Raw genomic sequence first — 14,239 nt, 5'->3', positions numbered from 1 at the left:
TCCCGGAGCCTGGAGTTTCGTTGCTGGTTTCAAAGACCCGGTGCGCATGGCACCGGGTCTGACATGTTTCTATCGTCCGGTCCTGGCGACCAGCTTAGAAAATGTCCTTGAAGTCGTCGATGTTGGAGCTGTCATAGACGAACGGGTCCGCCATCGCGCCTTCGTTGCTGTCGTTGAGCGTCAGCGTGCCCATACGTCCCATCGGGATTTCCGCGCCCGGCTTTGCTTCCGCGGCGCCGGTGGACAGGTTGTAGGCCAGCATGGTTGCCGAATAGCCAAGGTCGATCGGGTTCCAGATGGCGAACGACTTGGATGCACCGGATTCGATGTGGCCAGCCATTTCTGACGGCAGGCCGAGCCCGGTCACGTTGACCTGTCCTGCTTTTTCGGCGTCAGAGACTGCCTGAGCGGCCGCAACAATGCCCACGGACGTCGGAGCGATGATCGCCTTCAGATCCGGATAGGTCTGCATAAGGCCCTGGGCTTCACGGTAGGACTTGTCGGCAAGGTCATCACCATAGACGGTGGCGACCACGTTGATGCCCGGATAGTTATCCTTCACCTTGTTCATTTCCTCGATCCAGATGTTCTGGTTCGTGGCGGTTGCGGACGCGGACAGGACGGCGACATCACCGCCATCGGGCAGATGATCGGCGGCCAGCTTGATGATCATGTTGCCGATCAGCGGATTGGACGACGGATTGAGGTGAAGCTGGCGACCTTCCGGCGCAACGCCGCTGTCCCAGGAAATCACGGTAATGCCGCGGTCCATGGCTTTCTTCAGTGCCGGCACCAGGGCGTCCTGATCGTTGGCGGAGATAGCAATGGCATCCACCTTCTGGGCGATCAGCGCGTTGATGACCTCGATCTGACCTTCTGCGGTCGTGTCGGTCGGGCCGGTGTAGATGATCTCGACATCGCCGAGTTCCTTGGCAGCTTCTTCAGCGCCCTTGGCGGCAGCTTCAAAGAAGCCGATGCCGAGCGCCTTGACGACAAGGGCGATGCGTTTTTCCGCGGCACTGGCCGGTGCGGCGATGCAGACGGCGGCGACTGCTGTTGCCGCCAGAAGTGACTTGAGCAATTTCATGGTCTTCCTCCCTAAAGTGCTGCCGGCCCCTCCCAAGGTCCGGACAGTGTGCCGGCTACCCGTTCGAGGTTGCCTTGGTCTGTGCGGCGCTTGTTTCCGCCACGATCAGATGGATGTCGGCCTGTTCCAGCATGTTGGCCGCGCTGTCGGGGATCCTGTCATCGGTGATGACGGTGGAAATCCGCTCGAGCGGGCACAGGATCAGGCTGGAACGTGCGCTGAATTTCGATGAATCCGCCAGAACCACCAGTTCATCCGCCTGGCCGATCAGCTTCTGCTCGGCCTGAATGAGCAACGGATCGGCCTCCATGAGCCCAAGCGGCCCAAGCCCCTGGGCGCCCATGAACATGCGCGTCGCGTAGAAGTTCCGGGTCACGTCATTGTCGAAGGGGCTCAGGATGATGTTCTGTTCGCGATAGATCACCCCGCCCGAGAGCATGATGGTGTTCTTGGAATTCTTGAGGAGATGCTCGGCAATCGGAAACGAGTTAGTGAACACCTGGCAGCGCTTGGTTGCCAGCGGATGCACCATCTGAAAGGTGGTTGTGCCGCCGTTGATGATGATGGCATCGCCATCCTCGCACAGCTCCACCGCCTTTTGCGCGATTGCGCGTTTCTGAGCGATGTTGATCGTTTCGTTGACACTGAACGGACGCCCCGCCAGACCGACGAACTGCGGTGGATGAATGCTCTCCGCCCCACCCCGCACACGACGCAGCTTCTTCTGCACATGCAGCTGGGCAATGTCACGACGGATGGTCGCTTCTGAGGAATCCGTCAACGCCACCAGCTCCTGTACCGTCACGACCGGACGATCCTGGACTGCGGACAATATGATCCTGTGGCGTTCTTTCTCGTGCATCTGGTCCTCCCATTGATCAAACGTTTCCACCAACACCGGTCAATGTCAATCATAAAAAATCAAAAATGATCATTTTGCAGCGCAATATGATTGATATTGATCGTTTTTGATTGACAACCTGATCCGTTCAAGCGAGTTTCTAAACAACGAGACGCAAGCCGTCAGGCTTACCTGGGAGGAAAAGATGTTGAATTCCGCTGCCGGTTCCCGGCTTGCAAACCTGTGGGATGACCAGAAGGCTTCCGGCATGAGCGAAGCGGAGCTGCTGCTCTATCGCTCAAACCTCCTGGGCTCCGACAAGCGCATCACCAACTACGGTGGCGGCAACACCTCCGCCAAGGCGATGGAGAAGGATCCCCTCACCGGCGATCAGGTCGAGGTACTGTGGGTCAAGGGCTCGGGCGGCGATGTCGGCACCATCAAGATGGATGGTTTTGCGACACTCTACATGGACAAGCTGCGGGCACTTAAAGGGCTCTATCGCGGCGTCGAGTTTGAAGACGAGATGGTCGCCTGCCTGCCCCATTGCACCTTCAACCTGAACCCGCGCGCCGCCTCCATCGACACCCCGCTTCATGCCTATGTGCCGAAAAGCCATGTCGACCATATGCATCCGGACGCAATCATCGCCATTGCCGCGGCAAGCGACAGCAAGGCAATCACGCAGGAGATCTTCGGCGCCGACATCGGCTGGCTGCCCTGGAAGCGCCCGGGCTATGAACTGGGCCTGTGGCTGGAAAAATTCTGCCTTGAAAATCCGGAGGCTCGCGGGGTCGTTCTGGAAAGCCACGGACTCTTTACATGGGCTGACGACGCCAGGACCTGCTACGAAACCACCCTGGAGATCATCAACAAGGCGATTGCCTGGTTTGAGGAAAAGACGGCAGGAAAAGATGCCTTCGGCGGCTCGAAACACCGCGCCCTGGCTCCATCGGACCGGCGTGGGGTTGCCGCCCGCCTGATGCCCGCAATCCGGGGGATGGTATCCGGCAAGCAGCATATGGTCGGTCATTTTGACGACAGCGACGCTGTGCTGGAATTCGTCTGCGCCAATGACATGGAAGCCCTTGCCGCCCTCGGCACAAGCTGCCCGGATCATTTCCTGCGCACCAAGATCCGCCCGCTCGTGGTCGATTTCGATCCCGCCACCCCGGACATCGAGGCAACGCTTGCCGGGCTCGGTCAGGCAGCGGAAGCTTACCGTGACGACTATGCGGCCTATTATGAGCGCTGCAAGCACGACGACAGCCCTGCCCTTCGCGACCCGAACGCCGTTGTCTACCTGGTGCCGGGCGTCGGCATGATCACCTTCGCCAAGGACAAGGCGACCGCGCGGATTTCCGGCGAGTTCTACACCAACGCCATCAACGTCATGCGCGGCGCTTCCAGCGTTTCCACCTATCGCGGCCTGCCGGAACAGGAAGCCTTCGACATCGAATACTGGCTTCTGGAGGAAGCCAAGCTCCAGCGCATGCCCAAACCCAAGAGCCTTGCAGGCAAGATCGCGCTGGTAACCGGCGGCGCCGGCGGCATCGGCTCGGCCACCGCTGAACGCTTTCTGCGCGAAGGCGCCTGCGTGGTGCTGGCCGACATCGACGCGGACGCACTCGGGGCCGCCGCCGACAATCTCTCCGCACGCTATTCCAGGGACGTCGTGCGCACGGTGACGATGGATGTCACCAGTGAAGACGCCGTGGCAGACAGCTTTGCCAGAGCTGCACTGGAATTCGGCGGTGTCGACATTCTCGTTTCCAACGCCGGCATCGCGTCTTCCGCCCCGATCGAGGACACCACGCTCGACCTGTGGAACCGGAACATGTCGATCCTGTCGACCGGTTACTTCCTGGTGTCCCGTGAGGCCTTCAAGGTCATGAAGACGCAAGGGGTCGGTGGTTCCATCGTGTTCATCGGATCGAAGAACGGCCTCGCCGCGTCTCCCGGTGCCAGCGCCTATTGCACGGCCAAGGCTTCCGAATTGCACCTGGCCCGCTGCCTTGCCCTGGAAGGCGCTCCGGAGGGGATCCGCGTCAATGTGGTCAATCCGGACGCTGTCCTGCGCGGGTCCAAGATCTGGTCCGGTGACTGGCTGAAGGAACGCGCCAAAGCCTACGGCAAGGACACGTCGGAGCTGGAGGAACACTACCGCCAGCGCTCGCTGCTGAAACTGTCCGTGCTGCCGGAAGATATCGCCGAGGCAACCTACTTCTTCGCCTCCGAGTTTTCCGCCAAGTCGACCGGGAACATCATCAACGTCGACGCCGGCAACGTTCAGGCTTTCACGCGGTAGCAGTCCTCAAGGTAATCGAACCACATCTTCCCTCATCCTGAGGAGGACCGTCAGGTCCGTCTCGAAGGATGGGCCACACGATCAGAGCTTGCCGCCCATCCTTCGAGACGCGAGCAGGCTCGCTCCTCAGGATGAGGAAGTGGATTGAGGGAAGTGATCTTGGAACAAACGGATCGAAGAAAATCCGGGAAAGGATCTTCTCATGATGATCGACACATCGCTGGTCGCCGGGGAAAACGAGACCCGCACAGCCGACCTGAAGCGTGACTATGAAACCCTGGGCGAAAGGCTCGACCGGCGCGGCGTTTCCATCGATGCCGTCAAGGCGAAGGTCGCCGCCTATGGCGTTGCCGTGCCGTCCTGGGGTGTCGGCACCGGTGGCACGCGCTTTGCGCGTTTTCCCGGCAAGGGCGAACCGCGCCATATCTTCGACAAACTGGAAGATTGCAGTGTCATCCAGCAGCTGACCCGGGCAACACCAAACGTTTCCCTGCACATTCCCTGGGACAAGGCCGACCCGGCGGAGCTGAAGGCCAAGGCAAGTTCGCTCGGGCTTGGCTTTGACGCCATGAACTCCAACACTTTTCAGGATCAGGACGGCCAGCCACTTTCCTACAAGTTCGGCTCACTCAGCCACACGGATGCCAGCACGCGCAGGCAAGCCATTGAGCACAATCTGGAATGCATCGAGATCGGCAAGGCCATCGGCTCCAGGGCCCTGACCATCTGGATCGGCGACGGATCAAATTTCCCCGGCCAGGCCAACTTCACACGCCAGTTCGAGCGGTATCTGGACGCGGTAAAAGCGATTTATGCGGAACTGCCGGACGACTGGCGGCTGTTCACCGAGCACAAGATGTATGAGCCGGCATTCTATTCAACTGTCGTGCAGGACTGGGGCACCAACTACATGATCGCGCAGGAACTGGGCGAGAAGGCCTACTGCCTTGTCGATCTCGGCCACCATGCCCCCAACGCCAATATCGAGATGATCGTTGCCCGGCTGATCCAGTTCGGAAAGCTCGGCGGTTTCCACTTCAACGACAGCAAGTATGGCGATGACGATCTGGATACGGGCTCCGTCGATCCGTACCGGTTGTTCCTGGTGTTCAACGAACTGGTGGACGCCGAAACGCGGAAGGCGCCCGGCTTCGACCCGGCACATATGCTCGACCAGTCTCACAACGTGACCGACCCCATCGAAAGTCTGATGGTCTCCGCCATGGAAGTTCAGCGCGCCTATGCCGAGGCACTGCTGGTCGACAGGTCTGCCCTGGAAGGTTTTCAGGACACGAATGACGCCTTGATGGCAACAACCACCCTGAAAACCGCTTTCCGCACCGATGTCGAGCCGATCCTGGCCATGGCAAGACTGGAAAACGGCGGCGCCATCGACCCTGTTGCGGCTTATCGGACTGCCGGATACCGGCAAAAGGTCGCGGAGATCCGTCCGGAGGTTTCCGGGGCTGGCGGCGGGATCGTCTGACCCAGGAGTATTGACCAGAAAATACCGGCCGGGAGGGGCCCCCCTTCCCGGTCAGACAGAGGCGCGAATGAGCGAGACCAGTGCCTCGACTTCCGGATCGAATTCATCCTTGTTCGGGATCAAAAGCCCGTATCGGCTCATGTGCTCTTCCAGCCTGACCGGCAGAATGCGGATCAGGCCGTTTTCCTGATAGTAGTCGGCAACCGACTGCGGCAGAACGGCCAGCATGTCGCTTTTTCCGACCGCCAGCGTCGTCATCAGCATCGACGAGGTTTCAAGGCCGTAATGCGGTGCGGGCAGATCCGCATGTGCAAAAGCAAGCTCGATCGACATGCGCATCGGGCTGGGCCTTGGCTGCAGGATCCAGCTGAAATCACCAAGTTCCACGAGACTGAGCTGCTTGCTTGGCACCAGAGGATGCGACGACGCCGCCACGACAGCGAGCCTCTCCTGCCAGAGCGGTTCGAACCGAATGCCGGTCATGTCGAGATGTTCCACCGGCCGTCCCAGCACGATATCCAGCGCACCTTCGTTGAGCGCGGAAATGAGATTGTCGGAAGTCGACACCATCAGGCTGATCTGCGGACCGACATTGGTCTCCATCAGGTTCATCAGCAGCTCGGATACCTGCCCCGGCAAGGCTTCCATGATCGCGCCGAGCCGCACCTTGCCATATTCACCGCGCTGCATCGCCGACAATTGCGCCTTCAGCCGCCCGGTCTCGGAAATGATCTGGCGGGCATGCCGGGCAACCACCACGCCATAGGCCGTTGGCTTCATGCCCCTGGAAAGACGTTCGAACAGCGTGACCCCGAGCGTGTCCTCCACTTCCTTCAAAAGTTTTGTCGCCCCGGGCTGGGAAAGGTTCAGCTCGCGCGCGGATTCGTGCAGATTGGTCGTGACTTCCAGGCTTGCCACAAGGGCAAGCTGTTTGAACCGCAGGCGAGACAGGATCGCCATGTCGAAGGTTCCATACATATCGATCGATCCGCTCAGTCGTTGGCGTACCCGCTTGGCGGTCTCAATCGATACCGGATTTTTTCCTTTCCAGACAGTCAAATACCAGGCCTCATGTCTGTGTTTGGACTAACGGACGGCTGACCGCCCGGAGTTTTCCTCACTGCCCCCAGCGCAAAACCAGGGGATCGAGCCGGCGCAGAAGCGTCAGTAGCCTCTCGCGGACCGGCTGCGGCAGCGGGTCGATCGGATGCCGGCAGAAATCGGATTTGATGACACCGCCTTCGACCATCGCCGCCTTGCAGGAGCGCCAGCCGCACAAGCGGTTTTCGTGATTGATGACGGGCAGAACCCGCGCATAGGCATCTGCTGCCTCGTCGGTTTGGCCCGCGTGATAGAGCTCGATGACAGGCTTGATCTGGTCAACGATCATCCCCGAGGTCATCGATCCGCGCGCGCCTGCGTCCAGATCCGCCAGCAACGTGATGCCTTCTTCGCCATCAAATGGGCCTTCGATGGCAGGGCCGCCTTCAGCAATGAGAAACCGCAACTTGTTGGCAGCCTGCGGGCATTCGATCTTGAAGAGCTTCACCATCTCGATCTCGCGGGCCATCTTCACCAGAAGCGGCACCGGCAAGTCGACGCCGGACAGGGGCGCATCCTGGATCATGATCGGAATGCCGACCTCGCCGACGGCGGCGAATTGATCAAACGTCTGCTGGGCGTTCCCTTTCAAAAGAGCTCCGTGATAGGGCGGCATCATCATGACAATGGCTGCACCAAGCGACTTGGCAAGCTGCGCCTGCTCTACCGCGATCCGTGTCGCGAAATGGCTGATCGTGACGATGACAGGAACGCGGCCGTCGATATGCTCAATGCAAAGCCGTGTCAGCAACTCGCGCTCTGCATCCGACAACAGGAACTGCTCGGAGAAATTCGCCAGGATGCAGATGCCATCCGCGCCCTGGTCGATAAGGCAATCCAGCACGCGGCGCATGCCCGGTTCATCAAGCGAACCGTCTTCGTGAAAGGGTGTCGGGGCGACAGGCCAGATACCGGAATAAGGGGTCATGGGGCTACGTGCTTTTGTCTTTGAAGATAATGGATGAGCTTCCTGCCCCGGCTTGCGGGCCGGAGCAGGAAAGCCGGAAGGTCACTCGGCAATGTCGAAATGCTGGAGATGCTTGTCCGAGATCGTGATGCCGAGGCCGGGCAGATCGTCGTCAAGCTGCAGATAGCCGTCCACGGCTTCCGGGTCGCCTTCGAAGATGTAATAGAAGAGCTCGTTGCCGACCTCGACGTCGAACACCGGAAAATACTCGCTGATCGGGCAATTCGTGTTGGCCATGGTCAGATGGTAGTTGTGCATCTGGCCCGCATGGGGAATGACCGGGATCTGGGCAGCTTCGGCAATGGCGTTGATCTTCTGCGCCGCCGTAATGCCGCCAACCCGGTTGGTATCATACTGCAGGATGCTGACAGCCTTGCGGTTGATGAGCTCGGCACAGCCGATCACCGAAAACTCGTGTTCGCCGCCGGAAATCGGCACGATGTTCATAGCATTGAGTTCGGCATACCCGGCAACGTCATCGGCAATCACGGGCTCCTCGAGCCAGCGTGGCTCGTAGGGAGCGAGTTTCGGCAACATGCGCTTGGCATAGTCGAGGTTCCAGCCCATGTAGCATTCCAGCATGAGGTCATTGTCGTAGCCGATGACCTCGCGAACCGCCTCGACCCGCTTCAGGTTTTCCCGCATGCCCGGCATGCCGTCCTTGGGGCCAAAGCCAAAGCGGGACTTGAAGGCCTTGTAGCCGCCCTTCATTGCCTCCTCGGCTTCCTTCTGCATCGCCTCGATCGATCCGGCGTAGAGCTTGGAATAATAAACCGGGATCTTTTCCTTGGTGCGACCGCCCAGAAGCTTGAAAACCGGCTTGCCGACCAGCTTGCCCATCAGGTCCCAGATCGCGATATCGATGGCCGAGATGGCCGTCATGCCGATCCCCTTGCGCCCCCAGGCGTGGCTGCGCCGGTACATCTTTTCCCAGATGTAGGCATAGTCGAACGGATCTTCGCCGATCACCAGTGGTGCGTACCAGTCGTCGATGGCCTTCTTGACGACCGAGGGAGCCAAGGCGGCGTTGCCGATGCCGATGGTGCCGTCTTCCGTCTCGACTTCACATGTCAGCCACTGGTGAAAGCGGAAGGACGACATGGCATCGCCCTTCATCCAAAGGGCATCGGAAGCGTTGGTGCAGAAGTTGCCCTGCGGCGGGACCGTCGGACCTTTCCAGGTCCAGACGCGCGTGCGTACGGATTTGATTTTCATATGACTGATCCACTCAATTGGAAATTCGGGAAGTCCGGCGCCGCGTTCCCATGGCGCAGGCAATGTTCCAGGCGTTGCGCATCGGGCCGACATTGGCCGTTCCCTTGCCGCGAATGTCGAAGGCGGTTCCATGTGCCGGTGTGGTGATCGGGATCGGCAGACCGCCCTGCACCGTCACCCCCTGCCAGAAGCCCAGCAGCTTGATCGCGATCTGCCCCTGATCGTGATAGAGCGTCACGATGGCGTCGAGTTCCTTTGCGACCGCTTTCAGGAAAATGGTGTCGGAGGGATAAGGCCCTTCCACAGGCAGGCCCAGCGCCTTGGCACGTTCGACTGCAGGCGTGATGATCTCGATTTCTTCCGTTCCGAAATTGCCGTTGTCGCCATTGTGCGGATTAAGGCCGCAGACACCAATCCGCGGGCTCTCGAAACCGGCATCCTTCAAGGCCGAATGGATCAGCCGCGCAGCCTCGATGATCTTGTCTTCGGTGATGAGGTCGGCAACATCGCGCAGGGCGATGTGGCTCGTTACCCGGCTGGTCCATAGACCGTCCATCACGTTGAGTTCCGAGACACTGCCATTGTGGCCCAGCCGGTCGGCAAACCAGTGCAGCTCGTCCGACTGGCTCATGCCGGCCGAATGAAGTGATGCCTTGTTGAGCGGGGCAAAGACCAGCGCATCCGCCTTGCCTGCCCGAACCATGTCGACCCCCATGCCAAGCGTTTCCAGGCAATGCGCGCCACCTTCCGCGCTCACCTCGGCACGTTTCCAGCCACCTTCCGGAGCCTTGCCAACCTGCAGGAATGCCGGAACCCCGGACCCTTGCTCGGGCAACGCAGCCGATGAGACGACCTGATAGTCGAAACGGACACCGGCGATCTCCATGCCGGTTTTCAGCTCTCCCTCGTCTCCAAGGATCAGGATATCCGCCGCCTGGCGGGCTTCCTCCTCGGCAAGAAGCCGGGCGACCAGTTCAGAGCCGATACCCGCCGGATCGCCAAGGGTCAGAACCAAACGCGGTTTGGGCGTCGTCATTGAATAAACTCCGTCAAAGCAAGGGAAACCTGGGGAACGTAGGTCACCAGAAGCAGGATCAGGGCGAGCACGCCGATGAACGGCAGGTTGGCACGGGACGTTTCCCAGATGCCCGCCTTGGCAATCGAGCAGGATGTGATCAGCACCGAGGCAACAGGCGGTGTCTGCTGACCGATGGCAAGGTTGAGTGTCACCATGATGCCGAAATGGATCGGGTCGATGCCAACCGCATTCACCAGCGGCATGACCACCGGCACGACCAGGATGATTGCCGCCGCCCCGTGCAGGAACATGCCAAGCACCAGCAAGAGCAGGTTGAGCAAGGCCAGCACGATGAAGGGATTGGTGGTCAGTTCGGTGATCTGCGCGGCCAGTTGCTGCGGCACCTGGGCCTGCGTCAGGAACAGCCCGAGCGCGGCGGATGTTGCCACCAGCAGCATGACCACACCCGTCTGACTGATACCTTCCAGCATGGTCTTGCGCAGGCGCCGGACATCGAGATCCCGGTAGATGAACAGGCCGATCACCAGGGCCGCCAGTACCGCCAGCCCGGCGCCTTCCGTTGCCGTGACAATACCGGAGAATATGCCGCCCAGGATGATCACCGGCATGGTGAGCGCCCAGAAAGCTTCCCGGAAGGTTTTGGCAACGTGGCGAAGGTCGAAGCCTTCAGCGCGCGGCAGGTTGTAGCGAACCGCCAGAATATAGGTGACGATCATCAGCAGTCCGCCGCCGAGAACGCCCGGAACGATACCGGCCACGAACAGCTTCAGCACCGAAGTTTCGGCAATTGCACCATAAAGGATCATGGGAATGGACGGCGGAATGATGATGGCAAGGGACGCCGAAGACGAGGTGATTGCCGCCGCAAGCGTTCGGGAATAGCCGCGTTTCTTCATTTCCGGGATCAGCACTGTACCGGTGGCGGCCACATCGGCCACGGCTGACCCGGAAATTTCGGCAAAGACCATCGAAACACCGATGTTGACCATGCCCAGCCCGCCACGGACAAAGCCGATGAGAGCAGTGACAAAGTTGATCAGCCTGACGGAAATGCCTGACGTGTTCATCAGGTTACCGGCAAGGATGAACAGCGGAATGGCGATCAGCGGAAACGAGGTCGAGCCCGAATAGAGCGCGATGGCCATGTCGTAGAGCCGGTCCGTACCCGAAGTCAGGACGAACCCGCCGAGAGCGACAATCCCGATTGCCACGGCAATCGGCACGTTGATCAGGATCAGTCCGATGAGGACGATCGTTGTCAGAAGAAGGATCATCGCGTGCCCTCACGTGCGTGCATGGCCTTGGCCTCTTCTTCAGCCTCGGCAATTGCGTGTTCGATTTCCGCGTGTTCCCGATCAACGCCGGCGGCAGCGTCGCGCAACGTGCGTGGCAGCGTCAGCAGCGTTCCGATGATCATGAGACCTGAGGTGATGGGGATGACCGATTGCACGATGTCGAGCGTCATCCACGGAAGGCTGAGGAGTGAATCCCACTTGGCAACCGCCAGAACCGCATAGCCGTACCAGGCAACAATTGCGAAGAAGGCGATGACGAGCAGCTCAGAAAAGGCCGTCAGCGCCACCGCCAGCCCTCTCGGCATGGCAGTAACCAGGCCGGAAAAGGACATGTGATGCCGCATGAAGACAGCGTAGGTCGCGCCGAAGTAGGTCAACCACGCCAGCATCACGCTGGCCAGTTCGTCGTACCAGGACGGCGAAGCCCCCAGGTAGCGCATTGTCGTCGAGTAGATGACCGCTCCCGTCAAGGCGAGCAGAAGTGCGATGCAGACAGCCTCGATTGCGCGCAACAAAAGGCGCTCGAACAAAGCAATCATGGCTCCTCCCAGAGAAATTGCCGGCCGGTTGGTCCGGCCGGCTGTTTTGTCAGTTGCTTGTTTGATCAGTCGGCAAGGCTCTGCGCCAGCCCCACCAGCTTGTCGCCACCCTCAACCTTTGCTGCAAAGGCTTCGTAGATCGGCGCAGATGCTGCGATGAAAGCGGACTTGTCGGCCTCGTTCACCTCGACCCCGGCGGCACGCACCTTGTCGACCAGCTCCCTGTCCGCAGTCTCGCCTTCATTGAGCGACCAGTCCTGCACCGAAGCGGCAACTTCCGATACGGCCGTCTTGACGTTTTCCGGCAGCTTGCCCCAGGTTCCGGCACCCGTCGTCAGGTAGGTCGGCGAATAGACGTGACCTGTCAGGCTGAGATACTTCTGAACTTCCTGAAAATTGGCGCCGACAATGTTGGTGAGCGGATTTTCCTGCCCGTCCATGGTGCCGGTCTGCAGGGCCACGAACACTTCCGAAAATGCCATCGGCGTCGGGTTGGAGCCCCACTCCTTGAACATCGCGACGCGCCACTCGGAAGACGGTGTACGGATTTTCAGCCCGTCCAGGTCAGCCGGAGTGTTGATCGGGCGGGAGTTGTTCGTGATCTGGCGGAACCCGTTTTCCCAGGTCGAAATCACATGAAGACCGGCGGCTTCCGCCTTGGGAGCCAGCTCCGTCTTGACCAGATTGGCGTCGATGGCCTTCAGATGCTCGCGGTCCTTGACGAGGAACGGCATATCGAACAGAGCGAATTCCGGCGCCACGTTGGTCATGATGGACGAAATCAGGGTGAACTGCACGGTGCCGAGACGCAGCTTCTGCATCAGCTCCTTCTCGTCGCCCAGCTGTGCGTCGGCATAAAATTCGACCTTGTCGGCATCGCCGAGGCGCGCCTGCAGCTCCTCGGCAAACTTCTGCGCGCTGCGGCCCTGCAAGCTGTTGGAAGCCGCGCCAACGGCAACGATGTAGGTCTCGGCCTGCGCGGGCAGCGCACCGAAAGCAAAGACGGACGCGAGCAGGCCCGCACAAAGGCCCTTGTGTATCTTGTTCATTGATGTCTCCTCCACTTGACGGGACCGACGACCGGCGACGGACGTCAACTCCCACCTAAGGGAACCTAGTGAAAGTCCGTTGCCAAGAATAATGGGAAGACAGGATCGACCGATAACCAAATGGAATTGATCACACCTGTTGCGAAAACCATGAGAGCAAGTACCAGCGCCAGCTGCAAGCCCGATAACGGCGGTTTTCGCCCCTTGTCCCAAGCCGAAATGCAGCGCTCTGTAGCCTGATCAACCGAACTTTGGCACAGTCTGGCACTGCCAGAAATCAACCGGAAGGCCCATGGCGTGAAAGCCCAATATGTGGAACTGATCGACGCTGTCGCGACCCTTGGAAGCCTGGCCGCGGCCGCGAAGGTCCTTGGGAAATCTCAGCCCGCAATCACCAAGGCGTTGAAGAAGATCGAGGGCGATCTCGGCGTTGTTCTGTTTCACCGGGTGCCGAGCGGCATCGTGCCGACACTGGAAGGCCAGACTGTCATCGACCGCTGCCGCCGCATCCAAAGCGACCTGAAAAAGCTCTCGGAAGATGTCGCCCAGTCACGCGGGCAATATGTCGGCATGATTTCGGTCGTGGTCTCGCCGCTCGCCGCGCTGAAGATCATTCCTCCTGTGCTGCGCCGGTTTCAGAACCGGTTTCCGGGCATCGAGCTGAACATCACCGGAGGCCACGCCCCGAAGGCCTTTCACGCGCTGAGGTCGGGCGAAGCGGATTTCGTCATCGGCCCGGCTCCTGACGGACAGCCCAAGGCAGGGCTTCATGTCGAACCACTGCTGACGACATCGGTGACCTTCCTTGCCGGCCAGCAGTCCTACCTGAAGGACCTGTCAAAACCGCAGGATCTGTTGAATGCACGATGGGCCGTTATCGGTCCGAGCAGCCGCCGGCCTCTTTTTCAGGACTTCTTCCGCCTGCACGGTCTGCAAGGGCCCGATCCTGTCATCCGCTCCGATTCGATCCTCAGTATCCTGTCCGTTCTGGAACAGTCCGACATCGTCTGTTCGTTTCCATCGCTCATTGTGGACGAGGTCAGGGAACGGTGGTCCGTGACGGCGCTGCCTGTCGACCTGAGCATGCTGACGGTGGATATTGCCCTTACCTGGACCAAGGAAAGGCTGCTGACGCCTGCTGCCCTCGCCTTTGCAGACATCGTTCGCGAGGAAGGCCGCAATTGCGCTCCTCAGACCTGAATGAGTATAACCTGAAGTTATATCCATGAGTTCGAGTTAATTGAGGGATATACCTCCGGAGTGCTAGTCTTCCCCCCAAGAAGGCCGCAGAAGCGGCACCTTGGGAGGACAT

At 59.8% G+C, this 14,239-nt stretch carries 12 protein-coding genes; 3 read left to right on the top strand and 9 right to left on the bottom strand.

The features are described 5' to 3' along the window. Nucleotides 1-94: 94 nt before the first annotated feature. Nucleotides 95-1,087: a rhamnose ABC transporter substrate-binding protein gene (gene rhaS, locus FIV03_RS16865; RefSeq protein WP_077292528.1), complete on the bottom strand. Its 993-nt coding sequence runs from the start codon at nt 1,085-1,087 to the stop codon at nt 95-97. Nucleotides 1,088-1,142: 55 nt separating this feature from the next. Continuing rightward, nucleotides 1,143-1,949, bottom strand: a complete 807-nt coding sequence (locus tag FIV03_RS16860; RefSeq protein ID WP_031269240.1) for a DeoR/GlpR family DNA-binding transcription regulator — start codon at nt 1,947-1,949, stop codon at nt 1,143-1,145. 184 nt (nt 1,950-2,133) lie between these two features. Between FIV03_RS16860 and FIV03_RS16855 the strand changes: the two genes are divergently transcribed. Together FIV03_RS16855 and rhaI are read left to right on the top strand one after the other, a co-directional pair. After that, nucleotides 2,134-4,236 (top strand): bifunctional rhamnulose-1-phosphate aldolase/short-chain dehydrogenase, encoded by a 2,103-nt coding sequence (locus FIV03_RS16855; protein WP_152510369.1) that lies wholly within the window; start codon nt 2,134-2,136, stop codon nt 4,234-4,236. Between the two features lie 202 nt (nt 4,237-4,438). Further along, the gene (rhaI, locus tag FIV03_RS16850) at nt 4,439-5,722 is read left to right on the top strand and encodes an L-rhamnose catabolism isomerase (protein WP_152510368.1); all 1,284 of its coding nucleotides are present in this window, start codon (nt 4,439-4,441) and stop codon (nt 5,720-5,722) included. Between the two features lie 51 nt (nt 5,723-5,773). On the opposite strand, the gene FIV03_RS16845 is transcribed toward rhaI, so the two are convergent. The 7 genes from FIV03_RS16845 to FIV03_RS16815 all read right to left on the bottom strand — a co-directional run bounded on the left by FIV03_RS16845 (nt 5,774) and on the right by FIV03_RS16815 (nt 12,927). Then, a complete protein-coding gene (locus tag FIV03_RS16845) occupies nt 5,774-6,781 on the bottom strand; it encodes a LysR family transcriptional regulator (RefSeq protein WP_152510367.1) in 1,008 nt (335 codons plus the stop codon). A 58-nt stretch (nt 6,782-6,839) separates the two neighbouring features. Further along, complete coding sequence (locus tag FIV03_RS16840; protein ID WP_152510366.1) at nt 6,840-7,751, bottom strand: dihydrodipicolinate synthase family protein; 912 nt, start codon at nt 7,749-7,751, stop codon at nt 6,840-6,842. Nucleotides 7,752-7,832: 81 nt separating this feature from the next. After that, nucleotides 7,833-9,005, bottom strand: coding sequence for an L-rhamnonate dehydratase (locus FIV03_RS16835; protein ID WP_023000847.1), 1,173 nt, complete (start codon nt 9,003-9,005; stop codon nt 7,833-7,835). 13 nt (nt 9,006-9,018) lie between these two features. Further along, entirely contained in the window at nt 9,019-10,041 is a 1,023-nt protein-coding gene (locus tag FIV03_RS16830; RefSeq protein ID WP_152510365.1) for a 4-hydroxythreonine-4-phosphate dehydrogenase PdxA, read from the bottom strand. Then, nucleotides 10,038-11,318: a TRAP transporter large permease gene (locus FIV03_RS16825; protein WP_077292523.1), complete on the bottom strand. Its 1,281-nt coding sequence runs from the start codon at nt 11,316-11,318 to the stop codon at nt 10,038-10,040. The genes FIV03_RS16830 and FIV03_RS16825 overlap by 4 nt, the downstream gene beginning before the upstream one ends. Beyond that, on the bottom strand, nt 11,315-11,878 hold the full coding sequence (locus FIV03_RS16820) for a TRAP transporter small permease subunit (protein ID WP_152510364.1): 564 nt from the start codon (nt 11,876-11,878) through the stop codon (nt 11,315-11,317). The genes FIV03_RS16825 and FIV03_RS16820 overlap by 4 nt, the downstream gene beginning before the upstream one ends. Before the next feature lie 65 nt (nt 11,879-11,943). After that, nucleotides 11,944-12,927 carry a TRAP transporter substrate-binding protein gene (locus FIV03_RS16815; protein WP_023000843.1) on the bottom strand — a complete coding sequence of 328 codons (984 nt, stop codon included), beginning with the start codon at nt 12,925-12,927 and terminating at the stop codon, nt 11,944-11,946. 297 nt (nt 12,928-13,224) lie between these two features. Between FIV03_RS16815 and FIV03_RS16810 the strand changes: the two genes are divergently transcribed. Further along, nucleotides 13,225-14,127, top strand: coding sequence for a LysR family transcriptional regulator (locus FIV03_RS16810; RefSeq protein ID WP_055655099.1), 903 nt, complete (start codon nt 13,225-13,227; stop codon nt 14,125-14,127). Nucleotides 14,128-14,239: the final 112 nt, after the last annotated feature.

It is taken from the genome of Labrenzia sp. THAF187b (assembly GCF_009363375.1).
GTDB lineage: Bacteria > Pseudomonadota > Alphaproteobacteria > Rhizobiales > Stappiaceae > Roseibium > Roseibium algicola.
Note: the sequence above shows the minus strand (reverse complement) of the source record. Positions and strands in the feature narration are given on the sequence as shown.

What these genes read in the sequence shown, in the direction of transcription:
- FIV03_RS16830 (WP_152510365.1), bottom strand. Translation starts at nt 10,041, where the DNA reads ATGACGACGCCCAAACCGCGTTTGGTTCTGACCCTTGGCGATCCGGCG.
- FIV03_RS16855 (WP_152510369.1), top strand. Translation starts at nt 2,134, where the DNA reads ATGTTGAATTCCGCTGCCGGTTCCCGGCTTGCAAACCTGTGGGATGAC.
- FIV03_RS16815 (WP_023000843.1), bottom strand. Translation starts at nt 12,927, where the DNA reads ATGAACAAGATACACAAGGGCCTTTGTGCGGGCCTGCTCGCGTCCGTC.
- FIV03_RS16860 (WP_031269240.1), bottom strand. Translation starts at nt 1,949, where the DNA reads ATGCACGAGAAAGAACGCCACAGGATCATATTGTCCGCAGTCCAGGAT.
- rhaI (WP_152510368.1), top strand. Translation starts at nt 4,439, where the DNA reads ATGATGATCGACACATCGCTGGTCGCCGGGGAAAACGAGACCCGCACA.
- FIV03_RS16840 (WP_152510366.1), bottom strand. Translation starts at nt 7,751, where the DNA reads ATGACCCCTTATTCCGGTATCTGGCCTGTCGCCCCGACACCCTTTCAC.
- FIV03_RS16825 (WP_077292523.1), bottom strand. Translation starts at nt 11,318, where the DNA reads ATGATCCTTCTTCTGACAACGATCGTCCTCATCGGACTGATCCTGATC.
- rhaS (WP_077292528.1), bottom strand. Translation starts at nt 1,087, where the DNA reads ATGAAATTGCTCAAGTCACTTCTGGCGGCAACAGCAGTCGCCGCCGTC.
- FIV03_RS16835 (WP_023000847.1), bottom strand. Translation starts at nt 9,005, where the DNA reads ATGAAAATCAAATCCGTACGCACGCGCGTCTGGACCTGGAAAGGTCCG.
- FIV03_RS16820 (WP_152510364.1), bottom strand. Translation starts at nt 11,878, where the DNA reads ATGATTGCTTTGTTCGAGCGCCTTTTGTTGCGCGCAATCGAGGCTGTC.